Origin of the sequence: Helicobacter pylori Shi112 (assembly GCF_000277405.1) — a bacterium.
Taxonomy (GTDB): Bacteria; Campylobacterota; Campylobacteria; order Campylobacterales; family Helicobacteraceae; genus Helicobacter; species Helicobacter pylori_C.
In genome coordinates this window covers 637443-661379 of the sequence record NC_017741.1, presented here as the reverse complement: position 1 = coordinate 661379, position 23937 = coordinate 637443, and the positions used below count along the sequence as shown (strand labels likewise).

The following is a 23937-nucleotide window of genomic DNA, read 5'->3' as shown; positions in this document are numbered from 1 at the left end:
ATTTTTGAGAGAATTTAAAAGGTATCATACTAAAACGCGCTTAAAATTAAGCCTTATTGTTTAAGAAAATCGCTTTTTAATGCAAATAAAATGCTAAAATGCCATGATTTAAAAAGAATTTAAGGCAATGATTGAATAAATTTAGTCTTCGCGCGTGTTTTCTAACCCTTTTTTTTAGCGGGTATTCTAAAAAAGCTCCTGGAACGATAGGGAGTTTAGTAGCGTTGTTGCTAGGCTTACCTGTTTTAATTTTTTCGGCTAACACTTTGTTTTTAGCGGCAGTTTTTATTGGGCTTATCGCTATCGCTCAAATAGATAAAGAAGAAGAAGAGAGTAAGATTCATGACAGCTCTTATATTGTGATAGACGAATTAGTGGGCATGTGGTTGGCGATGGCGATTAGCGGGTTATCGTTAGCGGGCGTAATTTTGAGTTTTATCTTTTTTAGGATCTATGATATTACTAAACCCTCACTCATTGGCAAGATAGACAAAGAAGTTAAAGGGGGCTTAGGGGTTGTGGCTGATGACGCTTTAGCGGGTGTTTTAGCCGGATTGAGCGCGTTATTAGTCATCAATATTTTGGGATTTTTTAACATTAAACTTTAATTTTAAGAAAATTCAAAAGCCTTTTTTTAGGTAAATATAGATAGACTTCATTGCAATCGTTTTTAGGGAGTTTGATCGTGGAATTTTGCGTTTTATTTGGTGGGGCGAGTTTTGAGCATGAAATCAGCATTGTGAGCGCGATCGCGCTTAAAGAAGCGCTAAAGGATAGGATTAAATATTTTATTTTTTTAGATGAAAACCATCATTTTTATTTGATTGAAGAATCTAACATGCATTCAAAATACTTCGCTCAGATCAAAGAAAAAAAATTACCCCCCCTAATCCTTACGCGCAATGGCTTGCTTAAGAACTCGTTTTTAGGCGCTAAGATTATAGAATTGCCTCTAGTGATTAATCTTGTGCATGGGGGCGATGGCGAAGACGGGAAATTAGCGAGCTTGTTAGAATTTTATCGTATCGCTTTTATAGGCCCTAGGATTGAAGCGAGCGTGTTGAGTTATAACAAATATTTAACCAAGCTTTACGCCAAAGACTTAGGGATAAAGGCTTTAGATCATGTTCTTTTGAATGAAAAAAACCGCGCTAACGCTCTAAATTTGATTGGCTTTAATTTTCCTTTTATTGTCAAGCCCAATAATGCTGGGAGCTCTTTAGGGGTGAGCGTTGTGAAAGAAGAAAAAGAATTGATTTACGCTTTAGACGGCGCGTTTGAATATTCTAAAGAGGTCTTAATAGAGCCTTTCATTCAGGGAGTGAAAGAATACAATTTAGCCGGTTGCAAGATCAAAAAGGATTTCTGTTTTTCCTATATTGAAGAGCCTAACAAACAGGAATTTTTAGACTTCAAACAAAAATATTTGGATTTTTCACGCAATAAAGCCCCTAAAGCGAATCTTTCTAACGCCCTAGAAGAACAATTGAAAGAAAATTTTAAAAAACTCTATAACGATTTGTTTGATGGCGCGCTCATCCGTTGCGATTTTTTTGTCATAGAAAATGAAGTGTATCTTAATGAGATCAACCCCATTCCTGGCAGTTTGGCCAATTATTTGTTTGATGATTTTAAAACAACGCTAGAAAATTTAGCGCAATCATTACCCAAAACCCCTAAAATCCCAATCAAAAACTCTTATTTGTTGCAAATCCAAAAGAATAAGTAATGGCCAAACGCAGTATCGCTTATTTGGATAGCGTTTTTGACATTTCCTACACTTTTATAGACCACCATAGCCCTTTAAACGCCTTGTTTTTGCATGGTTGGGGGAGTTCTAAAGAAATCATGCAACAAGCGTTTCAAGGCTGTTTTTTAAATTACAACCATTTGTATGTGGATTTGCCCGGCTTCAATCAAAGCCCTAACGATGAAAAAGTTTTAGAGACTAAAGATTATGCTAATATCATCAATTCGTTCTTAAAAAGCGTGGATAAAAAAGCGCATGTCGTTTTTGGGCATAGCTTTGGAGGGAAAGTAGCGATCTTGTGTGAAAACGAACGCATTGTTTTATTGAGCAGCGCAGGGATCTTAGAGCCAAAGCCCTTAAAAGTGCGTTGTAAAATCCTTTTAGCTAAAATCGTTAAAAAATTAGGCTTGAATTTAGGGTTTTTGAGGAGTAAGGACGCTATGGGGCTTAATCAAGCGATGTATGAAACCTTTAAAAAAGTAGTTAGCGAAGACTTTAGCGATCATTTCAAACGATGCGAGAAAGAAGTTTTATTATTTTGGGGTAAAGATGATAAAGCAACCCCCTTAAGCTCTGCTCAAAAAATGCAAACCTTATTGAAAAGAAGCGCGTTATTCGTTTTAGAAGGGGATCATTTCTTTTTTTTAAACCAGGCAAAAGAGATTGAAAAACTAGTGGAGAATCATCATGCAAAGTCTTAGTTGGCTGAATTTAGCGTTTCGTTGGCTCTTTATAACCGGGCTTGGCTATTATATAATGACTTTATTGCAATGGTATCATTACAGCGTGTTTAGGATCTTAACCAAGCACCACAAGATGCGTTGGCATGGGATTTATTTTTTATTGCCTTTGGGGGTGTTTATCCTATCGTATGCTTTCACAATGCCGTTTGTTTTTGATTTCTTTTGCGGCGTTATTCAAATGCCCATGCTCATTGTTTGGGCCAAACGCAACGACAAACCTTTAGTTTTCACGCCAAGGGTGAAGCGCTTTTTTATCTTCTTATTGTTATTTTTAATCTTGCATGAAATCTTAAATACAGAATTAGTCCCTTTGAATGGGATTTCACTCGTGCTCGCTTATTTGTGTTTATTCATATTTGTTTTAAACGCTTCTTTAATCTTTGAAAAAGTCTTATCCAAGCAGTATTTGCAAACCGCTAAAGATAAAATCGCCTCTTTAAAGAATTTAAAAGTCATCGCCATTACCGGAAGCTTTGGGAAAACCAGCATTAAAAATTTCTTGCTTCAAATCTTACAAACCACATTCAACGCGCATGCAAGCCCCAAAAGCGTCAATACTCTTTTAGGGCTTGCGAATGATATTAACCAGAATTTAGATGATAGGAGTGATATTTATATCGCTGAAGCCGGAGCAAGGAATAAGGGCGATATTAAAGAAATCACTCGCCTCATTGAACCGCACCTTGCCGTGGTCGCAGAAGTGGGCGAACAGCATTTAGAATACTTTAAAACTTTAGAAAATATTTGCGAGACTAAAGCGGAATTATTGGATTCCAAACGCTTAGAAAAAGCCTTTTGTTACTCTGTAGAAAAAATCAAGCCCTATGCCCCTAAAGATAGCCCTTTAATAGACTATTCTAGCCTGGTTAAAAACATCCAATCCACTTTAAAAGGCACTTCTTTTGAAATGCTTATAGGTAGCGTTTGGGAAAGCTTTGAAACGAAGGTTTTAGGCAAATTCAACGCTTATAATATCGCTTCAGCCATTTTAATCGCTAAGCATTTAGGATTAGAAACAGAAAGGATCAAACGGCTTGTTTTAGAACTCAACCCCATTGCCCATCGTTTGCAACTTTTGGAAGTGAATCAAAAAATCATTATAGACGATAGCTTTAATGGGAATTTAAAGGGCATGTTAGAGGGCATTCGTTTAGCGAGTTTGTATGAAGGGCGTAAAGTCATTGTAACACCGGGATTAGTGGAAAGCAATACAGAAAGTAATGAAACTTTAGCGCAAAAAATAGACGAGGTTTTTGATGTCGCTATCATCACAGGGGAGTTGAATTCCAAAACGATTGCTTCACAATTGAAAACCCCCCAAAAAATCTTACTCAAGGATAAGGCGCAATTGGAAAATATCTTACAAGCCACCACGATTCAAGGCGATTTGATTTTATTCGCTAATGACGCCCCCAATTACATTTAGGAAATGAACATGCAACATTTATACGCTCCTTGGCGCGAAAGTTATTTGAAAGAGAAAGATAAGGGTTGTGTCTTTTGTGAAATTTCTCAAAACCCTACAAAAGATTCAGAAAACAGAGTGCTTTATAGAAATAGCGATCTCTTTGTTGTGATGAACGCCTACCCTTATAACCCAGGGCATTTGTTGATCATTCCCCATGTGCACAAGGCGAGCGTTGAACTTTTAGAGCTGAATACTTGGCTGAATATGAATGCATTAGCGCCTAAAGCGTTAAAAGCGTTGTATGCTTATGGCGCTCAAGGGATCAATTTAGGTTTGAATTTGCACAGAAACGCTGGAGCAGGAATCCCTGAGCATTTGCACATGCATTTAGTGCCTAGGTTTTTAGGCGATAGCAATTTTATAAGCGTTATCGCTCAAACTAGGGTGTGCGGGATTGATTTAAATGAAACCTATCTTACCTTAAAAAACTTATTAGAAAAGGAGCTTGGTTGAAAACAAACGCTTTTAGTTTGGGTGCGCTACAATTGATTTTAATTCATTTTAGGGAGTGTAAACGATGAAGGCGCGTGGGTTTAAGACAAAGATGCGTGGTTTTAAGATTTTTTCAGGGAGCGCTCACCCTGCATTTGGCAAAGAAGTGTCAAAGCATTTAGGCATTCCCTTATCCAAAGCGGTGATAGGCAAATTCAGCGATGGCGAAATCAATATCCAAATCAGCGAATCGGTGCGCGGTAAGGATATTTTTATTATCCAGCCCACTTGCGTGCCGGTTAATGACAATTTAATGGAATTGTTAGTCATGGTAGATGCTTTAAGGCGCAGTTCAGCCAATTCTATCACAGCGGTGTTGCCGTATTTTGGCTATGCCAGACAGGACAGAAAAGCGGCTCCAAGAGTGCCTATCACGGCTAAAATGGTCGCTAATTTGATGCAAGAAGTGGGGATTGAAAGGATCATTACGATGGATTTGCATGCCGGGCAAATCCAAGGCTTTTTTGATGTGCCGGTGGATAATTTATACGGATCTATCGTCTTTAGAGATTATATCCGCTCTAAAGCGTTAAAAAACCCTGTGATCGCTAGCCCTGATGTGGGTGGGGTTACAAGAGCCAGGTATTTTGCTAATCAAATGGGCTTAGATTTAATCATCGTGGATAAGCGCCGTGAAAAAGCTAATGAAAGCGAAGTGATGAATATTATCGGCTCAGCAAAGGAGCGCGATGTGATTTTAGTGGATGACATGATTGATACCGCAGGCACGATCTGTAAAGCCGCTTTAGCCTTAAAAGAACAAGGGGCAACTTCTGTCATGGCGTTAGGCACGCATGCGGTTTTGAGCGGGAATGCGATCAAGCGCATTAAAGAAAGCGCGTTAGATGAAGTGGTGGCAACTAACTCTATCCCTTTAGTTCAAAAATGCGATAAAATCACCACTTTAAGCGTAGCGCCCTTATTTGCGGAAGTGATCAGAAGGATTTATCATAACGAAAGCGTCCAATCGCTTTTCACTTAAAAAAGGGGGGAGTGGTGGATTCTGTAGGACTTGAACCTACGACCAATCGGTTATGAGCCGAGTGCTCTGACCAGCTGAGCTAAGAATCCAAAATTCCCAAAGGATGGTTTGCTATTGTATCCAAAAATATAGCGAAAAGCAAGCAGGTTTTCTAAGATCCCAAATAGGATCATAAAAGTGATAAAACTGCTCCCTCCATAGCTGAATAAGGGCAAGGGAATCCCCACCACAGGGGCTAACCCTAAAGTCATGGCGATATTCACGCTGGAATAAACAAAGATTAAAATAGAAATCCCAAGGGCTACAATCTTTAAAAACCAATCGCTGTTGCTCTCAAACATGTAAAAAAATAAATGCAAACTCAAGCCTATATAAATTGCAAAAAGCAACATAGCCCCTAAAAACCCAAAACGCTCCACGAAGTAAGCGAAGATAAAATCGCTCGTTGCGATAGGCAAGAATTTGAATTTGGTTTGCGTGCAGGCTTCTTTAGATTTGCCTAAAAACCCGCCCGATCCTATAGCGATAATGGATTGCATGACATGGTAACTAGGCTTTTCAGAAAGGAAGTCTGCGATGCGCTTTTTTTGGTAATCGTGCAAAAAGTGATAAGCGATAGGCGAAGCCACTAAAAGAGCGATAAAAAGAGGGAGCCACACCCTAGTCCTTAAACCCACGATCAATAAAATCCCAAAACCCATGATTAACACAATAAGAGCCGTGCCTAAATCAGGCTGTTTTAAAATCAAAGCCGCCGGTAAGCAAATGTAAAAACTAAGCTTTAAAAACATGCCCCAATCATAGCCCTTAAAAGGGGGTGGGTTTATTTTAATCAAATGCGCCAATAATAGAAGGATAGCGATTTTCACGGGTTCGCTAGGCTGTAAGGTGATAGAGGTAAAGGGAATGACTAGCCATCGCTGCGCCCCAAGCTTGCTCGATCCCATAAAATCCACTAACGCTAATAAAATAACGCATGCCCAATAAAACACAAAGAGCCACCGATCAAGCTTCCTAAAAGGGATAAAAAACACGATCCAAAAGAGAAGAAACCCTATCGCATAATAAACCCCTTGCTTTAAACTTAAAACCGCACTGCTCTCAAAAATCAATAAAAAAGAAACCACAAGCAAGGGGATGACAAACACAAAAGGCAAGAAATCAAAATGCATCCAGATTCTTTTGTCTAATGCCATGCGTTTTTCATAACCCCTAATCTTATGGTTTTAATTTTTTGATAGTATCCAAACTGAGATAACTCTCCTTAAAGAGAGATTTTATCGTATCCATTGCAGGCAATTCCACTTCGCCCGTCTCATCGTTAAAGCACTTTTCTAGCACTTTCAAATAAGCAAACCCAATGCCTTCTGTGATAGTCGCAGCGGTTGCGCCCCCTGCAACACTCCCCACAATACTCCCCGCAACAGGAATGAATTTAAGTAAGCCATTAACGAGCGTTCTCCCCACTTGCGCGACTGCGGTTACGCCTAACAATCCGATGATGAGCGATGCGGCTACAGAATCTTCGATTTTCACTCCAAAAGCGTCATTCATTTTATAGATCATTCCTGCTTGAATGGGTGCGATAGCGAGCGCATCGCTAAAAGGTATGGGAATAAGCCCAGCCGCTCCAGCCGCTCCTGATGCAAGGTGGATAATGGTTTTACCTTCATCTATCATAGCTTGTTTTCTTGCTTGGATATTAGCTTTTTGAATCAGCAAGAAATGGTTTTGTTTGTTTTTCTTAGCGTCTATCAAGCATTTTTTCGTTTCATCTACCAATTCTTTTAAACTTTCAACGGGGACTTCCATGCCTCTAAATGAAAACGCAACGGAATTGACTCTCACATAGGCTCTGACAAAACCTTTAAAGCCCCATTCTTCATCTATAACTCTTTGAGCTTCTTGAACAAACGCATCGCCGGCTTCGGCTTGGGTGTGGGTGAAGACCACGATCGTTGGGATATTCTATTCTTTAGCAAAACTCAATAAAGCTTTCCTCTCCCTTGAACCCTAGAATAACCCTCCTTAACGCACAGATACGCCACATCAATCGCCTCTTTTTCATCAAGCGTTTTAAAAGAATATTCCATTTCCTTTTTAATGCTTTCTATGGTATTTTGATAATCTTTAGCTTCAATGCCTTTAGTGTCCCATAAAATCAAGCCTTTTTCTTCATTAACATGCTTTTCAAGGTGCTGAGTGAGAGGTTTTCCTACGCCTGCTTTGGCGACTTCTTGACCAAATAAGCCGTTAATGAGCGAGCTTTTACCCACTCCAGTAGCTCCCATGAGCAAAATATTCATGATTGGTTTTTCTTTTTTGATGACTTCGTGCATTTTTTCCATATTCAATCCTCCTTCTTTCCCATCAAGCGTGAACGCATCGCCTAAAAACTTGTGCAAAATACCGCTCAACTTTTCATGGTTTTCGTTGTTTTCCATTATAAAACCCCTTTATAGAATGATTTAAGATATAAGGCGATTATAGCGTATTAAACTAACTAATGAATTACATGATTTTTTAAGGTTTTGAGTAAAATAATGGTTTTTAAAAAAGCAAAAAAGAGTTTGGATGCAAAAAGTTTTTATCGCCCTAACCGATCACAAACGCCTTGATGAATTTTTAGCCAAAGAATTGCAAATTTCTAAAAACCAAGTGTTGCATTTGATTAAAGAAGGGCTGGTGTTTTGTCAAAAAAAGGGGGTAAAAAAGGGAGGGTTAGCCTTAAAAAAAGGCGATGAAATCACGATTTTAACGCCCAAAATCACGCCTAAACCCTTAAAAAGAGGGCTTGATTTAGAAATAGGAGTCATTTTTGAAGATGAAGATTTATTAGTGTTGAATAAGCCCCCTAATTTAGTCATCCATAAAGCCCCAAGCGTGAAAGAGCCTACTTTAGTGGATTGGCTGGAATTGAAAAATTACGAGCTTTCTAATCTGGGATCTAAAGAGCGCTATGGGATTGTGCATCGTTTGGATAAGGACACAAGCGGAGGGATTGTCATCGCTAAAAACAATTTTACCCATGTTTATTTGAGCGAGCAGCTCAAAACTAAAATGATGGGGCGCTACTATATCGCCTTGCTTTCAACCCCCTTAAAAGAAGAAAAAATGAGCGTGGAATGCTATTTGACAAGAAACCCCAATAACCGCCTAAAAATGATAGCGCTCAAAGCGGCCAAAAAAGAAAAAAGCCGTTATTCCAAAAGCGAATTTACCAGCTTGCTGACTTCTCAAAATAATCTTAATTTGATAGGGGCTAAATTGTTCACCGGGCGCACGCACCAGATCAGAGCGCATTTGGAATATTTGAACAGACACATCATAGGCGATAATCTTTACGGGCTTAATCAAGCGCTTCCTAAAGAAGAAATAAGAATCATGCTGCATGCCTATTTGATAGAGTTCAAACACCCTAGAAGCGAGCAAAAACTGCGCTTTAAAGTTCCCCTATTAAAGGATATGTTAGAATACTTTAGAAAAGTTTTTGACAAGGAGAATTTAGATGAGGTCTTGGATGAAGAAAAAATACTTCACGCTTTTATTGCAAAGTAGTGTGGTATTAGCGGTTTTTATAGGGTGTTCTTCTACCAGGAATCATACTTTTTCAGCCCTTAGTAATCAAGAAAATACAGACACTAATCTTCCGGTAGTCCATTCTGTTAAAACGATTAACGATGTGAGTTCAGTGGGTTTTGAATGGCCTAAAATCGCTGATACTTATGATATTGATGGGTTTATTTTGTATCGTTTGAAAAAAGACTCCAAGCTTAAAAAAATCGCCACGATTAAAAACCCTTATGCGACCCATTATTATGATGAGGGGCTAGAAACAGAGAGTTCTTACACTTACCAACTCGCTACTTACAAGGGCGATAAAATCTCTAAACTTTCAGAGCCCATTTTAGTGAAAACCTCTTTTATCAATCCCGTAGAAAGCGTGTTTGCAAGCCTTGAATACCCTAAAAGCGTGAAAGTCTTTTGGAGCCCCCACCCTAACCCTAGCGTTTCTAAATACATCATCCAAAGGCAGAATAAAGACGGCAAATTTGTTAGCGTAGGGGCTGTTAGGAACCGCTTGTTTGTAGAGTTTTTTGATAAAGATTTAGAAGATGGGAAAAAATACCGCTACCAAGTCATCGCCGAAAATTTCATGGGGGATAAATCCAGGCCTAGCATCATAGTAGAAGGGAAAACCAAAGATTTACCCAAAGAAATCGCTAATGTTAGAGTGAGCCAAAATCTCACCCGACACATTGAATTGAGTTGGGATAAATCCCCCGAAGAAGATGTGATAGCTTATCGCATTTACGCTTCCAATAACCGCAACGATAAATACAAATTCATCGCTCAAACCACCAACACTTCCTATGTGGATAAAATAGAAAAAGACAACCTCACTCGTTATTATAAAGTCGTCGCCCTTGATAAAACGCATCTTGAAGGGGCATTACCCAAAGATCCTGCAATGGGTGAGACCGCTGATAGGCCCGAAGCCCCTATCATCACTAAAGGGACTATTCAAGACTCTTCAGCCCTCATTCAATGGGAAAATAACCCAAGCGCTAAAATAGCCACTTATGCGGTGTATCGCTTTGAAGCCAACTCTAAAACCCCTTTACGCTTTGGGAATATCACCAAAAACCAATTCGTGGATAAAGACATGAAAGTGGGCGTGTCTTATCGCTACCAAGTGGTGAGCGTGGATAAAGATGGTTTAGAGTCGCACCCAAGCAAAGAAGTGCGTTTGTTTTTAGAGCGCTAAAAGGGTTTTAATGCCCCATTTTTTAGCCAAGCTGGATTTTAAACCCTTAGAATACCCCTTAATTGAAGGGGATTTTTGTTTTCATAGGGAATTTTTAAGCTTAAAACACCCCACTAAAAGCTATGTGTATGCGAGTTTTAAGGATCGCATTTTTTTATTGCAAAAAATCAGGCGAGCGAATGATTTTTTGATCAAAAGCGAAAAAGCAACGCCCTTAAAAAGGGAGGTTTTAAAACAAGCTTTAAGGATTTATTCGCAATCTTTTGAAATCATTTCGCATAATTTGCAAGAAAATTCTAAACATGCGAGCGGAAAAAAAACCCTTGATTTAGAAACTTTTGAAGACTTTATTCAAAAAAATCAAGCCCCTATTTTAGTAGAAATTGGTTTTGGGAGTGGGAGGCATTTGATAGAATTAGCCAAAAACAACCCCACTAAAACATGTTTAGGGATAGAGATTCACACCCCATCTATCGCGCAAGCGTTAAAGCAAATTGAGCTGTTGGATTTGAAAAATCTGCATATCTTACAAGGCGATGGCCGTTTGGTTTTAGAGAGCATGCCACACCACAAGTGCGAGAAAATTTTTGTGCATTTCCCTGTGCCATGGAATGAGAAAAAACACCGCCGAGTGTTAAGCGAAAAATTTTTAAACGAAGCTTTAAGGGTTTTAAAGCCTAAAGGGTTTTTGGAATTACGAACCGATGATAGCCTTTATTTTGAAGACAGCTTAAAATTAGCCCTAAAAAACTTTAAATGCGAGATAGAAATCAAAAAAAACGCTCAAATACCGGTTATCAGCAAGTATGAAGCGCGTTGGAATAAACTCAAAAAAGATATTTATGATTTAAGAATTTATTCTTTAGAATTGAATGAAACCCCTTTTTATCATCATGCATTTGATTTTTCTTTTGATACAATAACAATTAGTAAAAAGAGCGTTGGAACGATTTTAAAAACCCCAAAAATCATCCAAGAGGGGTATTTTGTGCATGTTTGTAATATTTATGAGAATAAGGGGGATTTTTTAGTGGAATTGAGTATGGGGGATTTTGATTGGCCTGTGCGTTTGTTTGTTTTATTGACAGAAAATCAGATTTTTTATCTCAATAAAAGCCCCTTAAAAACCTTAAACAACCACAAAGCGCATCTTTTGCTCCAAAATATCCTAAGCCAAAAGGGAATTGGATGAGTGTGATCATCGCAGCGAACAATCTGTGCTTGCAATACCAGCAAAACGAACCGGTCATTAAGCATGCTAATTTACGCATCAAACGCAAGGATTTTGTGTTCATTTCAGGGCCTAGCGGGAGCGGTAAAAGCACGCTTTTGCGTTCGTTCTATGGGGATTTAAAACTTTTTAGCGGCAAATTAGAAGTTTGCAATATCAACATGAATAACGCCTCAAAATCAACGATTTTAGATTTGCGTAAAAATATCGGCGTGGTTTTCCAAGATTATAAATTGATCCAAGATTACACGATTGAGCAAAACATCAAACTACCCATGGTGATTTGCGGCGTTAAAAAAGAAGAATGCCGCTTGCAGCTAGAAAAACTTTTAGGGCATATTGATTTACGCCATAAGGCTAACCGCTACCCCAAAGAGCTCAGCGGAGGCGAACAACAGCGAGTGGCTATGGCTAGAGCTATAGCGAACTGCCCTGAACTCATTTTAGCCGATGAGCCTACCGGGAATTTAGACGATTATTCTAGCGATAAAATCTGGAGCTTGTTAAGGGGCATGAACACGCAATTAAACGCTACGATCGTGGTGGTTACGCACAAATTCCCTAAAAATTTTAGCGCTTATCACCGAAAATTTTATATAGAAGATGGGGAAGTTTATGAATACTCTTAAAAAGCATTTAGCCTTTATCATTCCCCTAGTAGCGTTATTGTTTAGTTTGGAGTGCGTGTTATTTATCAATCAAGCGATAGAGCAAAAAGAAAAAAAATTGATTGAAGATTATTCGGTCGTGTTGGCCAGCACGCAAAAATTAGGCTTGGAATTGTTGCGTCAAAATTTTAGCGAAATCGTAGCGTTAAAAGAAATTGATCCTAATTACTCTTTAGAGCCTCTTCAAAAAACTTTAGGCATGGACGGGCTTAAGGAATTGAGAAAAAATTTACCCTTTTTTTATTCTTTACAACTTTCCACATTCCCCACTCAAGAGCGTTTAGAAAACATTAAAGAAAAATTGCTCAAAATCCCTGGCGTTCAAAAAGTTGAAGTTTTTGCCAAAACTTACATGCAAGTGTATGATCTTTTGAGTTTTATTAAAGCAGCGGTCTATATCTTTGCGTTAGTGGTCTTTGTCTTATCGGTTTTATTGATGTTTAAACAAGTCCGCATCTGGATCTATCAATACCATGAGAGGTTGGAGATTATGGATTTATTAGGGGCTTCGGTGTCTTTTAAAAACGGGTTTTTGTATAAAATAGCTTTAATGGATTCTATAATCGCTAGTTTTTTAGCCCCCATGTTCATGCTCTATATCACTTCGCAAAAAGGTTTTGAAAAAACGATGGATACTTTGGGTATTATAGGAGGCGCGTTTGCTTTAAACCATTTTTTATGGGGACTGCTTTTTAGCCTTGTGGTCTCATTTGTTTCTGTTTTACTTGTAGCTTGGAGGACTAGACATGTATAAATTAGGGGTGTTTTTGTTAGCCACCTTACTATCAGCTAACACGCAAAAAGTGAGCGATATTGCTAAAGACATTCAACATAAAGAAACCCTTTTGAAAAAAACCCATGAAGAAAAAAACCAATTGAACAGCCGTTTGAGTTCTTTAGGCGAAGCGATCCGCTCTAAAGAGCTTCAAAAAGCTGAGATGGAGCGCCAAATGATCGCTTTAAAAAAGAGTCTTGAAAAAAATCGTAACGAAAGTTTGGCACAAGAAAAAGTCCTAACTAACTACCGCAAGTCTTTAGATCGTTTGCAAAAACAGCGATCGTTTTTACAAAAGAGGGTGTTTGATGCGCTTTTACAGGATTTCCTTTTTTCACAAGCCCTAAAGGGACAGAATTTAGCCTCTTCTAATGATGTTATCTTACAAGTAGCGTTTGAAAACTTGCACCAAAGCACTCTGTCTAAAATGTCGCAACTAAGCCAAGAAGAAAAGGATCTCAACGCGCAAGCTTTAAAAGTCAAAAGCAGCATTCAAAAAATCTCATCTGTCATAGATGAGCAAAAAACTCGTGAAGTAACCTTAAAATCCTTGAAAACCGAACAAGATAAGCTCATTTTGAGCATGCAAAAAGATTATGCGATCTATAACCAACGCCTAACCCTTTTAGAAAAAGAGCGCCAGAATTTAAACGCTCTTTTAAAACGCTTGAATATCATCAAACAAAACAGAGAAAATGAAGAAAAAGTCAGTTTGAAAAGATCTTCTCAAGCCTTAGAAGTCAAACAAGTAGCGAGCTCTTATCAAAATATCAACACCACGAGCTATAACGGGCCAAAAACGATCGCTCCCTTGAACGATTATGAAGTGGTGCAAAAATTTGGCCCCTATATTGATCCGGTTTATAATTTAAAAATTTTTAGCGAGTCTATTACGCTAGTGTCAAAAACCCCAAACGCTTTGGTGCGTAATGTTTTAGATGGGAAAATCGTGTTCGCTAAAGAAATCAACATGCTTAAAAAAGTCGTTATCATTGAGCATAAAAACGGCATCCGCACGATTTATTCTCAACTGGATAAAATCGCTCCCACCATTAAAAGCGGCATGCGGATCCAAAAAGGCTATGTTTTAGGGCGCATTGATCAACGCTTGGGCTTTGAAGTTACCATGAAAGAAAAACACATCAACCCCCTAGAACTCATCGCGCGCAATTAAGATTTAACAAATCATTTTTATTGCCGATATTGGCTAAAGAGTTCATGCAAACAAACAAATCATTATACTTGTAGGCATGGAAAAATTTGGAGGTTTTTATGGTCAATGAAGTTCAAGGGATTGGGATTCCCACATCTCACACAAGCGTTCAAACAACCCCCACAAAAGAGATCAGTCGCACAAATACTATAAACACTATTGATGAATCTAAAACAACGATAGACCCTGAGCAATACAAACCCAAATTGGAATTATTGAGCGAGCGTCTGAATGAAGAAATGAAGCGCATCGGCACGGATATTAATTTTAGTTATAACGATACGATCAAAGGGTTAGTGGTTTCAGTCAAAGACGCTAATGGGGATAAGGTGATAAGAGAAATACCCTCTAAAGAAGCCGTGGAGCTTATGCAAAGAATGCGCGATGTGATAGGCATTATCTTTGATGAAAAAGGCTAAAAATTAGAGGTAAAACATGGCAATAGGTTCATTAAGCTCATTAGGGCTTGGCAGTAAGGTTTTGAATTACGATGTGATTGACAAGCTTAAGGACGCCGATGAAAAAGCGTTAATCGCCCCCTTAGACAAGAAAATGGAGCAAAATGTTGAAAAACAAAAAGCCCTAGTAGAAATTAAAACGCTCCTTTCATCTCTAAAAGGCCCGGTTAAAACGCTTTCGGATTATTCCACTTATATCAGCAGGAAAAGCAATGTTACAGGCGATGCGTTGAGTGCGAGCGTGGGGGCTGGCGTGCCTATTCAAGATATTAAAGTGGATGTGCAAAATTTAGCGCAAGGCGATATTAACGAATTGGGGGCGAAATTTTCTTCAAGAGATGATATTTTTAGCCAAGTGGATACCACACTCAAATTTTACACGCAAAACAAGGACTACGCCGTTAACATTAAAGCAGGAATGACTTTAGGCGATGTGGCTCAAAGCATCACGGACGCTACCAACGGCGAAGTGATGGGCATTGTGATGAAAACAGGAGGGAATGACCCCTACCAATTAATGGTGAATACCAAAAACACCGGCGAAGACAACCGCATCTATTTTGGCTCACACCTCCAATCCACGCTCACTAACAAAAACGCCCTTTCTTTGGGGGTTGATGGGAGCGGAAAAAGTGAAGTGAGTTTGAATTTAAAGGGGGCTGATGGGAGTATGCATGAAGTCCCCATCATGCTAGAACTCCCTGAAAGCGCTTCTATCAAACAAAAAAACACCGCAATCCAAAAAGCGATAGAGCAGGCTTTAGAAAATGACCCTAATTTTAAAGATTTGATCGCTAATGGGGATATTTCTATAGACACTCTTCATGGGGGGGAGTCTTTAATCATTAATGACAGGCGTGGGGGAAACATTGAAATTAAAGGGAGTAAGGCTAAAGAGCTTGGGTTTTTGCAAACCACCACCCAAGAAAGCGATTTATTGAAAAGCTCTCGCACCATAAAAGAGGGTAAATTAGAAGGGGTGGTTAGCTTGAATGGCCAAAAACTGGATTTGAGCGCTTTAACCAAAGAAAGCAACACCAGCGAAGAAAACACAGACGCTATCATTCAAGCGATCAATTCCAAAGAAGGCTTGAATGCGTTTAAGAACGCCGAAGGCAAGCTTGTGATCAATTCTAAAACCGGGATGCTAACGATTAAGGGCGAGGACGCTTTAGGCAAGGCCAGTTTGAAGGATTTGGGTTTAAGTGCTGGCATGGTGCAATCTTATGAAGCTTCGCAAGGCACGCTTTTTATGTCTAAAAATTTGCAAAAAGCGAGCGATTCAGCATTCACTTATAACGGGGTGAGCATCACACGCCCCACTAATGAGGTCAATGATGTGATCAGTGGGGTTAATATCACTTTAGAGCAAACCACAGAGCCTAATAAGCCTGCCATTATCAGCGTGAGCAGGGACAATCAAGCCATTATAGACAGCCTTACTGAATTTGTCAAAGCCTATAATGAGCTTATCCCTAAACTGGACGAAGACACTCGTTATGACGCTGACACTAAAATCGCTGGGATTTTTAACGGCGTGAGCGATATTCGCGCGATTCGATCTTCTCTTAATAATGTGTTTTCTTATAGCGTGCATACGGATAATGGGGTAGAAAGCTTGATGAAATACGGGCTTAGTTTGGACGATAAGGGCGTGATGAGTTTAGATGAGGCTAAATTGAGTAGCGCGCTAAATTCTAATCCTAAAGCGACTCAAGATTTTTTCTATGGGAGCGATAGCAAGGATATGGGGGGCAGAGAGATCCACCAAGAGGGCATTTTTTCTAAATTCAATCAAGTCATCGCCAATCTCATAGATGGAGGGAACGCTAAATTAAAGATTTATGAAGATTCCCTAGACAGAGACGCTAAAAGCCTGACCAAAGACAAAGAAAACGCTCAAGAGCTTTTAAAAACCCGCTACAACATCATGGCGGAACGCTTTGCGGCTTATGATAGCCAAATTTCTAAAGCCAATCAAAAATTCAATTCCGTGCAAATGATGATCGATCAAGCGGCGGCCAAAAAGAATTAAAAAGAATTAAAAAAAGAGTTATCAATTTTAAAGGATAAAGGAACATTATGCAATACGCTAACGCTTATCAAGCCTACCAGCATAACCGAGTGAGTGTGGAATCCCCGGCAAAACTCATTGAAATGCTTTATGAAGGGATTTTAAGATTTTCTTCGCAAGCCAAACGCTGTATTGAAAATGAAGACATTGAAAAAAAGATTTATTATATTAACAGGGTTACGGATATTTTCACGGAATTGTTGAATATTTTAGATTATGAAAAAGGGGGGGAAGTGGCAGTGTATCTTACAGGCTTATACACCCATCAAATCAAAGTTTTAACGCAAGCCAATGTGGAAAATGATGCGAGCAAGATTGATTTGGTGTTGAATGTGGCTAGGGGGTTACTAGAAGCATGGAGGGAAATCCATTCAGATGAACTCGCCTGACATGTTATTAGATTCCTTTAAAATCGCTCTCATTAAAAAAGATTCTAGACTTGCCTTTTCGTTGATAGAGCACCTTTCTTTAGAGCAAATAAAAAGCTTAGATTTAGACACGCTTTTAAGCCTTAAGGAAATGATAGCCCAAAGCATTGAATTATTGGAAAAAGAAAAAGAAGAACTGCAATCACAAATGCATAAGGCTAAAAAGATTCAAAAATTTTTGTTTTAGATTTTTTAAACTACGATACAATAAAAGCACTATTTTTATTGAAGGCTAAAGATTGTCTGAACCCATAGATAGATTCACGCGCATAAGGTGGTTGTTTAAAAACGATTTTGAAAAAATCCGCCGACAAAGGGTTTTAATCTGTGGCGTGGGGGGCGTTGGGGGCTTTGCACTAGACGCTTTGTATCGTGTGGGGATAGGGCAAATCACTATCATTGATAAAGATGTGTTTGATGTTACCAATCAAAACCGCCAGATTGGATCAGAAAGGATAGGAGAATCTAAAGTGTTGGTGTTGCAAGATCTCTATAAGGGCATTCAAGCTTTGAATTTGCATATAGATGAAGCGTTTTTAAATTCGTTTAATTTTAGAGATTATGATTACATTTTAGATTGCATGGACGATTTGCCTATTAAAACGAGCTTAGCGATCAAATGTCAAAATTTCGCTTACGGGAAATTTATCAGCTCTATGGGGAGCGCGAAACGCTTGAACCCTAAACACATCCAAGTGGGGAGCGTGTGGGAAAGCTATGGCGATAAATTCGGGCGTAAATTTAGGGATTTTTTAAAAAAACGCCGCTTTAAAGGGGATTTTAAAGTGGTTTTTAGCCCTGAAGTCCCGCATTGCATAGAGCTTGGGAGTTTTAATGCGGTTACGGCGAGTTTTGGTTTGCAAATAGCGAGTGAAGTCGTGCAAGACATTATCAAATAAGGTATTATCAGCAATGAAAGGAAGCAAAATGAAAGATTACGAAGACGAATTGGAAGATTTTGAAGAAGAAGAATTAGAGGGCTTTGAAGAAGAAGATGAAGAGTATGGGGATTATAAGAATGTCTATGATGATGACGATTATGAAGACTATAGCTCTGATTATGAAGAAGAGTGAAAAATGATTTGTGCAAGCGTCCTCCAGCATGCTTATTGCGGCTCTAGAAAAAAAACCATAGAGCATACAGCAAACTTGCTTGAACAAGCGCTAAAAAAACACCCTAAAACCAATTTAGTGGTGTTGCAAGAATTAAACCCTTATAGTTATTTTTGCCAGAGCGAAAACCCTAAATTTTTTGATTTGGGCGAATATTTTGAAGAGGATAAGGCTTTTTTTAGCGCTTTAGCCCAAAAATTTCAAGTGGTGCTGATCGCTTCTTTATTTGAAAAGCGCACTAAAGGGTTGTATCACAATAGCGCTGTTGTGTTTGAAAAAGACGGATTAATCGCTGGAGTGTATCGCAAAATGCACATTCCTGATGACCCGGGGTTTTATGAAAAATTTTATTTCACGCCGGGGGATTTGGGCTTTGAGCCTATTGTTACAAGCGTGGGCAAATTAGGGCTTATGGTGTGCTGGGATCAGTGGTATCCTGAGGCAGCAAGGATTATGGCTTTAAAAGGGGCAGAAATTTTAATCTATCCTAGCGCGATAGGGTTTTTAGAAGAAGACTCTAATGAAGAAAAAAAACGCCAGCAAAATGCATGGGAGACTATCCAAAGAGGGCATGCGATCGCTAATGGCTTGCCTTTGATTGCGACTAACAGAGTGGGCGTAGAGTTAGATCCTAGCGGCACGATTAAGGGAGGCATCACTTTTTTTGGCTCTAGTTTTGTGGTGGGGGCTTTGGGCGAATTTTTAGCTAAAGCGAGCGATAAAGAAGAGATTTTGTATGCAGAAATTGATTTAGAACGCACCGAAGAAGTGCGCCGAATGTGGCCGTTTTTGAGAGACAGGCGTATTGATTTTTATAACGATTTGTTGAAACGCTATATTTAATCAGTCAATCAATTTAAAATTTAAGGTTAGAAAGGATTAAACATGGTAGGTGTGGTTTTTTGCGCTAAACAAGCGCAAAAATTCTATCATTTTTGCGCGGTATTTTCATTTTAACAAGGAGCAAAAATGCTAGAAAATAGCTCTATATGGAGCAATCCTGCCTTTGTGGCTATCATTTGCATGTGCGTTCTTAGCCTTTTAAGGCTCAATGTCATGCTTTCTATGATAAGTGCGACTCTCATAGCAGGACTTATGGGAGGGCTTGGGATCACGGAGAGTTTTAATGCAATGATAGATGGCATGAAAGGCAATTTAAACATCGCTTTAAGCTACATCCTTTTAGGGGCTTTAGCGGTAGCGATCGCTAAAAGCAATCTCATTAAAGTCGCTTTGAGTAAATTAATAGGCTTAATGAACTACAAGCGATCCACTTTTTGCTTTTTGATCGCTTTCATCGCATGTTTTTCGCAAAATTTAGTGCCGGTGCATATCGCTTTTATCCCTATTTTAATCCCCCCTCTTTTGCATTTAATGAACCGGCTAGAATTGGATAGAAGAGCGGTCGCTTGCGCTTTAACCTTTGGTTTGCAAGCCCCCTACTTGGTGCTTCCTGTAGGGTTTGGCTTGATTTTTCAAACCACCATTTTAGAGCAATTAAAAGCTAATGGCGTTAGCGCTACCCTAGCGCAAATCACAGGAGTGATGTGGATAGCGGGGTTAGCGATGGCTGTTGGGCTATTTGTCGCTGTATTAACGCTATACAAAAAACCCAGACACTACAAAGAAAAATCTTTTAACATAGAAAATTACGACTCGCTTAAATTAAACTACCATGACTACTTGACTTTTATAGGGATTATCGTGGCGTTTGTGATCCAATTAGCCACCGATTCGATGCCTTTAGCCGCCTTTTTAGCGTTAGCGATCATCTTATTAGGCCGTGGCATTAAGTTTAAAGAAACAGACTCGCTTATGGATGATAGCGTGAAAATGATGGCGTTTATCGCTTTTGTAATGTTAGTGGCTAGCGGGTTTGGAGAAGTGTTGCAAAAAGTGCATGCGATAGAGGGCTTAGTGAATTCGATCACAAGCGTCGTCCAAGGGAAGCTTTTAGGGGCTTTTTTAATGCTTGTTGTAGGGCTTTTTATCACTATGGGGATAGGGACTTCTTTTGGCACTATTCCTATCATCGCTGTGTTTTATGTCCCTTTATGCGCGAAATTAGGTTTTAGCATAGAATCTACGATTTTACTCATCGGCATAGCCGCAGCTTTAGGCGATGCAGGCTCACCGGCTAGCGATAGCACCATGGGGCCCACTTGCGGGCTTAACGCAGACAACCAACACAATCATATCTATGACACATGCGTGCCGACTTTTTTAGTCTATAACCTCCCTTTGATTGTTTTTGGAGTGGTTGGAGCGTTACTATTAGGCTAATCTATCAAGTTAAGAAAATCTTTTCTTTAGCCTTACCCTCTGGGATTAATGCTTTTTTAGATGTGCTAGTGGTCGCGCTCTCGGTTTTTTTTGTGGGCAAGATTTCTCACCATCACATTGTGGCTTTAGGGGTGGGCTTGCAATTTTTGATGCTTTTTTATGGCATCAATACGATTTTATACACCGGCACTAACGCCATTCTTTCTAGGCTTGTGGGGGCTAGGGATTTTACTCAAATCAATCACGCTTTTTCAAGTATTTTTATAGGGGCGTTTGTGATCTGTTTGGGCGTGCTGTTTGTTTCTTATTTTTTGATTGAGCCTTTTTTAAATTGGATGCGATTGCAAGATCCTTCGCGCCAATTGACGCAAGATTATTTAGAAGTCTTAGTCATCGCGCTACCGAGTATTTTTTTAAAAAATGTTTTAGTTTCAGCGCTCGCTAGCTTTTCAGACACCCTAACCCCCTTTATTGTCAAAATCATCATGGTCATCGCATGCATTTTCTTGAATCAAGCCTTGATTTTTGGGGATTTTGGTTTTAAAGAAATGGGGATTGTAGGCTCTGCTTTAGCGAATGTGATTGTTTCTTATTTGGAATTACTCGCGCTTGGCGTTTGGATACAAATCAAAAAAATCCCTTTAAAATTCAAAATAACCTTTAATTTTTCTTTTTTAAAAACCATGTTTAGAGTGGGTTGGCCGGCCGGGTTTGAGCGCTTATTGAGCTTATTTTCTTTAATCCTCTTATCCAAATTTGTAGCGAGCTATGGGGATAAAGTGTTAGCGGGCATGCAAATAGGCATTAGGGTTGAAACCTTTTCGTTCATGCCCGGATTTGGGTTTATGATCGCAGCGATGGTTTTAACAGGGCAAAATTTGGGGGCGAACAAGCCAAAAATCGCCACAGAATACGCGCATTTGATTTTAAAAATTTCTATGGGTTTAATGGGGGTTTTAGGGATTGTTTTAGTTTTATTCGCTAAAGAATTTGCGAACCTTTTTTCTCAAGATGAAGAAGTCTTGGAAGTGGCGCGATCTTATTTGATCGCTGTGGGTCTTTCTCAAGCCCCCTTAATTGGGTATTTTGTGCTGGATGGAGTTTTTAGAGGGGCTGGCATTTCTAAAGTCTCACTGTATATTAACACCCTAAGCTTATGGGGGTTAAGGATCATGCCCATTTACTTGCTTTTAATTTATCATTTTAAGGTGGAATTTATTTTTGTAGTGATCGCATCAGAAACTTTTTTGCGCTCATTCATCTATTACAAAGTTTTTTCTAAAGGCATTTGGAAAAGGTGCGGGAAAAAGGCTTGATTATTGCTTGAGCGTAGCGGTCGTTTTAAAACGGCTTTCTCGCACCACTTGCACGCCCACTTCGCCCACATACTGAGCGCTCTCTTCTATCTTTTTAGCGATCTTTCTGGCAATAATAGGCACTTGATTGTCCCTGACTTGGTTGGATTTGACAACCACTCTTAATTCTCGCCCGCTCTCCATCGCATACGCCTTTTCCACCCCATCAAATTCTAGCGCGATCTCTTCTAAAGCTTGCATGCGTTTAGCGTATTCTTCATCGCTCTTTCTTCTAGCCCCAGGACGCCCTGCTGAAAGCGCATCAGCCGCGCACACGCTCGCGCACTCTACGCTCATGATCTCTTCATGCCCATGGTGGGCATAAATCGCATTAATCACAACCGGATCTTCTTTATGGCGCTTGCACACCTCAACCCCTAAATTCACATGATCTCTCCCAAGCTCTTGGGTGAGCGCTTTACCAATATCGTGCAAAATACCGGCTCTTCTGGCGAGTTTTTTATCCCCCCCAAGCTGTTCTGCAATCAAGCCGGCTAAAAGAGCGACTTCTTTAGAATGCTGTAAGGCGTTTTGCCCAAAACTAGAACGATAACGCATTTTGCCTATTAAAATTTTAAGCTCATCTTCCATAGCCCCAAGCTCTAATTCTAGCACCACGCTCTCCCCTTCAGAAAGCAATTCTTTTTCCATGTTGCGCACGACTCTATGATAAACTTCTTCAATCCTGTTAGGCTGGATACGGCCGTCTTCTATTAAAATTTTAAGCGTTTCGCTCGCTACTTCACGCCGATAAAGATTGAAACTGGACAAATACAATTCGCTGCTACCTTCGCTAAATTCTATATCCACCCCACTGACTTTTTTAAACGCTTCAATATTTTTCCCGTCTTTGCCTATCACACGACCGATATAATCTGAGCAAGGCAAAGCAATGCGAGTTGTTAAATTCTCTGCCGCATAATTACCCGCAAAACGGGCTGTCGCTTCCGCTAAAATGGCATACGATTTTTTCTTGCCCTCTTCTTTGGCTTCTTTTTCATAACGCTTGATTAACGCGCTTTTTTGCGCTTCTAATTCTTCTTCTAATTGCTCTAAAACCATGCTTTTAATTTCATCTTTGGTATAAGCCATGTAATTGAGCATCGCATCTAGTGCTTTGGCTTGAGCTTCTTTGCAAACAGCGCGCTGTTTTTTAAAATTTTCCCTCTCTTGCTCTAAAATTTGGCGTTCTTTTTCAAGCTCTTGTTTTTCCTTTTCCAAATAGCGTTTTTCATCTCTTACAAATTCTTTGTGTTGCGCTTCTAGATGCTTCAAATGCACTTCTTTTTTTTCAAAATGGGTTTGGAGTTGCAAATTTTTATTTTCGTATTGCTGTTGCAATTTGCATTCTTGGCTTTTCATGCGCATCTCTTCAGCTTCCACAAAAGATTTCGCTTGAAACTCCATTAATTTGGCTTTAGCTGAAGCGCCTTTTAAAATGGTTTGCCCTCTAGCATAATAGATCTTTTTCATCACATAATACATGATTAGAGCGGTAATCAAACACGCTACTAAGACTTCTAATGAAATGTAAATTAACCCGCTGCTCATAATGTTTCCTTTTATTATTCTTCATAACGATACGAGCATTCATATAAAGATCCGCTTCAATGTCATAAGCGTCTGTAAGAACACCATTAGCTAGAGCTAATTCCCTACTCACAAACACGATTAAGGGGCGTTTTAGCCGCCTTTTGAATAATTGGGGCAAACTCCTATCATACATGCCTAGCCCAAAACCCACGCGCCTAAAGCTTGTATCCATCCCTAAAATCGGCACGACAATACAATCCAATTCCCGCTTATAATAACGCGACAAGCTCGGCTCATCAAACCACCCCAAACGCCTTAAGGGCAACCTAAAGGGCGCGATAGTGAAACCCTCTTTAGAAAAATTAGCGCCTTTTTTGATGCTTTTAGGCAACCACACGCGCTTATTTTTTTGTCTTAACTTCAAAATCAAAGACCTAATGTCAAGCTCATGCCCTAATGGGCTATACAATAAAATATTTTGATAATCTTTGAGTTTCCAAAATAAAAGCTTGCAAGCCAGTTTATCCCTGACTGCTTTATCTTTGGTTGGTTTAGCCCTTTTCAAGCGTTCTTTACAAAAATCTCTAAAAATCGTTTTAATGG

General features: G+C 39.4%; 26 protein-coding genes and 1 tRNA gene. 21 read left to right on the top strand and 6 right to left on the bottom strand.

The genetic code is table 11. The features are described 5' to 3' along the window. Nucleotides 1–131: 131 nt before the first annotated feature. From HPSH112_RS03260 to HPSH112_RS03235, 6 genes are all read left to right on the top strand, one after another. Nucleotides 132–608 carry a phosphatidylglycerophosphatase A family protein gene (locus HPSH112_RS03260; protein ID WP_001032176.1) on the top strand — a complete coding sequence of 159 codons (477 nt, stop codon included), beginning with the start codon at nucleotides 132–134 and terminating at the stop codon, nucleotides 606–608. A gap of 77 nt (nucleotides 609–685) precedes the next feature. Next, the gene (locus HPSH112_RS03255; protein ID WP_000393614.1) at nucleotides 686–1729 is read left to right on the top strand and encodes a D-alanine--D-alanine ligase; all 1044 of its coding nucleotides are present in this window, start codon (nucleotides 686–688) and stop codon (nucleotides 1727–1729) included. Continuing rightward, nucleotides 1729–2451, top strand: a complete 723-nt coding sequence (gene estV / locus HPSH112_RS03250) for a lipase EstV (protein WP_001129425.1) — start codon at nucleotides 1729–1731, stop codon at nucleotides 2449–2451. Before HPSH112_RS03255 ends, estV begins: the two co-directional genes overlap by 1 nt. Further along, nucleotides 2438–3919 carry a Mur ligase family protein gene (locus HPSH112_RS03245; protein ID WP_001191318.1) on the top strand — a complete coding sequence of 494 codons (1482 nt, stop codon included), beginning with the start codon at nucleotides 2438–2440 and terminating at the stop codon, nucleotides 3917–3919. Before estV ends, HPSH112_RS03245 begins: the two co-directional genes overlap by 14 nt. Nucleotides 3920–3928: 9 nt before the next feature. Continuing rightward, nucleotides 3929–4414 (top strand): HIT family protein, encoded by a 486-nt coding sequence (locus HPSH112_RS03240; RefSeq protein WP_001164326.1) that lies wholly within the window; start codon nucleotides 3929–3931, stop codon nucleotides 4412–4414. Between the two features lie 64 nt (nucleotides 4415–4478). Beyond that, nucleotides 4479–5435, top strand: a complete 957-nt coding sequence (locus HPSH112_RS03235; RefSeq protein WP_000647450.1) for a ribose-phosphate pyrophosphokinase — start codon at nucleotides 4479–4481, stop codon at nucleotides 5433–5435. Nucleotides 5436–5447: 12 nt separating this feature from the next. Here the strand turns inward: HPSH112_RS03235 and HPSH112_RS03230 are convergent. The 4 genes from HPSH112_RS03230 to HPSH112_RS03220 all read right to left on the bottom strand — a co-directional run bounded on the left by HPSH112_RS03230 (nucleotide 5448) and on the right by HPSH112_RS03220 (nucleotide 7879). After that, a tRNA-Ile gene (locus tag HPSH112_RS03230) sits at nucleotides 5448–5524 on the bottom strand. Next, nucleotides 5486–6631 carry an FtsW/RodA/SpoVE family cell cycle protein gene (locus tag HPSH112_RS08275; RefSeq protein ID WP_014662229.1) on the bottom strand — a complete coding sequence of 382 codons (1146 nt, stop codon included), beginning with the start codon at nucleotides 6629–6631 and terminating at the stop codon, nucleotides 5486–5488. Before HPSH112_RS08275 ends, HPSH112_RS03230 begins: the two co-directional genes overlap by 39 nt. 22 nt (nucleotides 6632–6653) lie before the next feature. Next, the gene (locus tag HPSH112_RS03225) at nucleotides 6654–7388 is read right to left on the bottom strand and encodes a YcjF family protein (RefSeq protein WP_080024702.1); all 735 of its coding nucleotides are present in this window, start codon (nucleotides 7386–7388) and stop codon (nucleotides 6654–6656) included. A 32-nt stretch (nucleotides 7389–7420) separates the two neighbouring features. Beyond that, complete coding sequence (locus HPSH112_RS03220) at nucleotides 7421–7879, bottom strand: GTPase (protein WP_000429695.1); 459 nt, start codon at nucleotides 7877–7879, stop codon at nucleotides 7421–7423. Nucleotides 7880–8009: 130 nt separating this feature from the next. On the opposite strand from HPSH112_RS03220, the gene HPSH112_RS03215 reads away from it, so the two are divergent. The 15 genes from HPSH112_RS03215 (at nucleotide 8010) to HPSH112_RS03145 (ending at nucleotide 21762) form a co-directional block, all read left to right on the top strand. After that, on the top strand, nucleotides 8010–8993 hold the full coding sequence (locus HPSH112_RS03215; RefSeq protein WP_001174289.1) for an RluA family pseudouridine synthase: 984 nt from the start codon (nucleotides 8010–8012) through the stop codon (nucleotides 8991–8993). Next, nucleotides 8956–10203, top strand: a complete 1248-nt coding sequence (locus HPSH112_RS03210) for a fibronectin type III domain-containing protein (RefSeq protein WP_000731387.1) — start codon at nucleotides 8956–8958, stop codon at nucleotides 10201–10203. Before HPSH112_RS03215 ends, HPSH112_RS03210 begins: the two co-directional genes overlap by 38 nt. 10 nt (nucleotides 10204–10213) lie before the next feature. After that, complete coding sequence (trmB, locus tag HPSH112_RS03205) at nucleotides 10214–11395, top strand: tRNA (guanosine(46)-N7)-methyltransferase TrmB (RefSeq protein WP_001119907.1); 1182 nt, start codon at nucleotides 10214–10216, stop codon at nucleotides 11393–11395. Further along, nucleotides 11392–12063 carry an ABC transporter ATP-binding protein gene (locus HPSH112_RS03200; RefSeq protein WP_000111072.1) on the top strand — a complete coding sequence of 224 codons (672 nt, stop codon included), beginning with the start codon at nucleotides 11392–11394 and terminating at the stop codon, nucleotides 12061–12063. Before trmB ends, HPSH112_RS03200 begins: the two co-directional genes overlap by 4 nt. Further along, nucleotides 12050–12856: an FtsX-like permease family protein gene (locus HPSH112_RS03195; protein WP_001094193.1), complete on the top strand. Its 807-nt coding sequence runs from the start codon at nucleotides 12050–12052 to the stop codon at nucleotides 12854–12856. Before HPSH112_RS03200 ends, HPSH112_RS03195 begins: the two co-directional genes overlap by 14 nt. Then, nucleotides 12849–14051 carry a murein hydrolase activator EnvC family protein gene (locus HPSH112_RS03190; protein ID WP_000277348.1) on the top strand — a complete coding sequence of 401 codons (1203 nt, stop codon included), beginning with the start codon at nucleotides 12849–12851 and terminating at the stop codon, nucleotides 14049–14051. Before HPSH112_RS03195 ends, HPSH112_RS03190 begins: the two co-directional genes overlap by 8 nt. Before the next feature lie 98 nt (nucleotides 14052–14149). After that, a complete protein-coding gene (locus HPSH112_RS03185; protein ID WP_014534249.1) occupies nucleotides 14150–14509 on the top strand; it encodes a FlaG family protein in 360 nt (119 codons plus the stop codon). A gap of 16 nt (nucleotides 14510–14525) precedes the next feature. Continuing rightward, complete coding sequence (gene fliD, locus HPSH112_RS03180; protein ID WP_014662228.1) at nucleotides 14526–16583, top strand: flagellar filament capping protein FliD; 2058 nt, start codon at nucleotides 14526–14528, stop codon at nucleotides 16581–16583. 47 nt (nucleotides 16584–16630) lie between these two features. Continuing rightward, entirely contained in the window at nucleotides 16631–17011 is a 381-nt protein-coding gene (gene fliS, locus HPSH112_RS03175; protein WP_001199081.1) for a flagellar export chaperone FliS, read from the top strand. Beyond that, entirely contained in the window at nucleotides 16998–17237 is a 240-nt protein-coding gene (locus tag HPSH112_RS03170; RefSeq protein ID WP_001087782.1) for a hypothetical protein, read from the top strand. Before fliS ends, HPSH112_RS03170 begins: the two co-directional genes overlap by 14 nt. Nucleotides 17238–17289: 52 nt before the next feature. Continuing rightward, nucleotides 17290–17949: a tRNA threonylcarbamoyladenosine dehydratase gene (locus HPSH112_RS03165; RefSeq protein ID WP_001294133.1), complete on the top strand. Its 660-nt coding sequence runs from the start codon at nucleotides 17290–17292 to the stop codon at nucleotides 17947–17949. Nucleotides 17950–17977: 28 nt separating this feature from the next. Next, on the top strand, nucleotides 17978–18124 hold the full coding sequence (locus HPSH112_RS03160) for a hypothetical protein (protein ID WP_000656202.1): 147 nt from the start codon (nucleotides 17978–17980) through the stop codon (nucleotides 18122–18124). Between the two features lie 3 nt (nucleotides 18125–18127). Next, the gene (locus tag HPSH112_RS03155; protein WP_000562732.1) at nucleotides 18128–19006 is read left to right on the top strand and encodes a carbon-nitrogen hydrolase; all 879 of its coding nucleotides are present in this window, start codon (nucleotides 18128–18130) and stop codon (nucleotides 19004–19006) included. Between the two features lie 126 nt (nucleotides 19007–19132). Beyond that, entirely contained in the window at nucleotides 19133–20446 is a 1314-nt protein-coding gene (locus HPSH112_RS03150) for a Na+/H+ antiporter family protein (protein WP_000892549.1), read from the top strand. Further along, nucleotides 20446–21762, top strand: a complete 1317-nt coding sequence (locus HPSH112_RS03145) for an MATE family efflux transporter (protein WP_267470971.1) — start codon at nucleotides 20446–20448, stop codon at nucleotides 21760–21762. Before HPSH112_RS03150 ends, HPSH112_RS03145 begins: the two co-directional genes overlap by 1 nt. Here the strand turns inward: HPSH112_RS03145 and rny are convergent, their stop codons facing one another. Both rny and HPSH112_RS03135 read right to left on the bottom strand, forming a co-directional pair. Further along, entirely contained in the window at nucleotides 21763–23274 is a 1512-nt protein-coding gene (gene rny / locus HPSH112_RS03140; RefSeq protein WP_041199830.1) for a ribonuclease Y, read from the bottom strand. Next, on the bottom strand, nucleotides 23252–23926 hold the full coding sequence (locus tag HPSH112_RS03135) for a 5-formyltetrahydrofolate cyclo-ligase (RefSeq protein ID WP_080024701.1): 675 nt from the start codon (nucleotides 23924–23926) through the stop codon (nucleotides 23252–23254). Before HPSH112_RS03135 ends, rny begins: the two co-directional genes overlap by 23 nt. Nucleotides 23927–23937 lie beyond the last annotated feature (11 nt).

Coding starts and splice junctions, on each gene's coding strand:
- estV (WP_001129425.1), top strand. CDS start 1,729: ATGGCCAAACGCAGTATCGCTTATTTGGATAGCGTTTTTGACATTTCC.
- HPSH112_RS03245 (WP_001191318.1), top strand. CDS start 2,438: ATGCAAAGTCTTAGTTGGCTGAATTTAGCGTTTCGTTGGCTCTTTATA.
- HPSH112_RS03240 (WP_001164326.1), top strand. CDS start 3,929: ATGCAACATTTATACGCTCCTTGGCGCGAAAGTTATTTGAAAGAGAAA.
- HPSH112_RS03235 (WP_000647450.1), top strand. CDS start 4,479: ATGAAGGCGCGTGGGTTTAAGACAAAGATGCGTGGTTTTAAGATTTTT.
- HPSH112_RS08275 (WP_014662229.1), bottom strand. CDS start 6,631: ATGGCATTAGACAAAAGAATCTGGATGCATTTTGATTTCTTGCCTTTT.
- HPSH112_RS03220 (WP_000429695.1), bottom strand. CDS start 7,879: ATGGAAAACAACGAAAACCATGAAAAGTTGAGCGGTATTTTGCACAAG.
- HPSH112_RS03215 (WP_001174289.1), top strand. CDS start 8,010: ATGCAAAAAGTTTTTATCGCCCTAACCGATCACAAACGCCTTGATGAA.
- HPSH112_RS03210 (WP_000731387.1), top strand. CDS start 8,956: ATGAAGAAAAAATACTTCACGCTTTTATTGCAAAGTAGTGTGGTATTA.
- trmB (WP_001119907.1), top strand. CDS start 10,214: ATGCCCCATTTTTTAGCCAAGCTGGATTTTAAACCCTTAGAATACCCC.
- HPSH112_RS03200 (WP_000111072.1), top strand. CDS start 11,392: ATGAGTGTGATCATCGCAGCGAACAATCTGTGCTTGCAATACCAGCAA.
- HPSH112_RS03195 (WP_001094193.1), top strand. CDS start 12,050: ATGAATACTCTTAAAAAGCATTTAGCCTTTATCATTCCCCTAGTAGCG.
- HPSH112_RS03190 (WP_000277348.1), top strand. CDS start 12,849: ATGTATAAATTAGGGGTGTTTTTGTTAGCCACCTTACTATCAGCTAAC.
- HPSH112_RS03185 (WP_014534249.1), top strand. CDS start 14,150: ATGGTCAATGAAGTTCAAGGGATTGGGATTCCCACATCTCACACAAGC.
- fliD (WP_014662228.1), top strand. CDS start 14,526: ATGGCAATAGGTTCATTAAGCTCATTAGGGCTTGGCAGTAAGGTTTTG.
- fliS (WP_001199081.1), top strand. CDS start 16,631: ATGCAATACGCTAACGCTTATCAAGCCTACCAGCATAACCGAGTGAGT.
- HPSH112_RS03170 (WP_001087782.1), top strand. CDS start 16,998: ATGAACTCGCCTGACATGTTATTAGATTCCTTTAAAATCGCTCTCATT.
- HPSH112_RS03160 (WP_000656202.1), top strand. CDS start 17,978: ATGAAAGATTACGAAGACGAATTGGAAGATTTTGAAGAAGAAGAATTA.
- HPSH112_RS03155 (WP_000562732.1), top strand. CDS start 18,128: ATGATTTGTGCAAGCGTCCTCCAGCATGCTTATTGCGGCTCTAGAAAA.
- HPSH112_RS03150 (WP_000892549.1), top strand. CDS start 19,133: ATGCTAGAAAATAGCTCTATATGGAGCAATCCTGCCTTTGTGGCTATC.
- rny (WP_041199830.1), bottom strand. CDS start 23,274: ATGAAAAAGATCTATTATGCTAGAGGGCAAACCATTTTAAAAGGCGCT.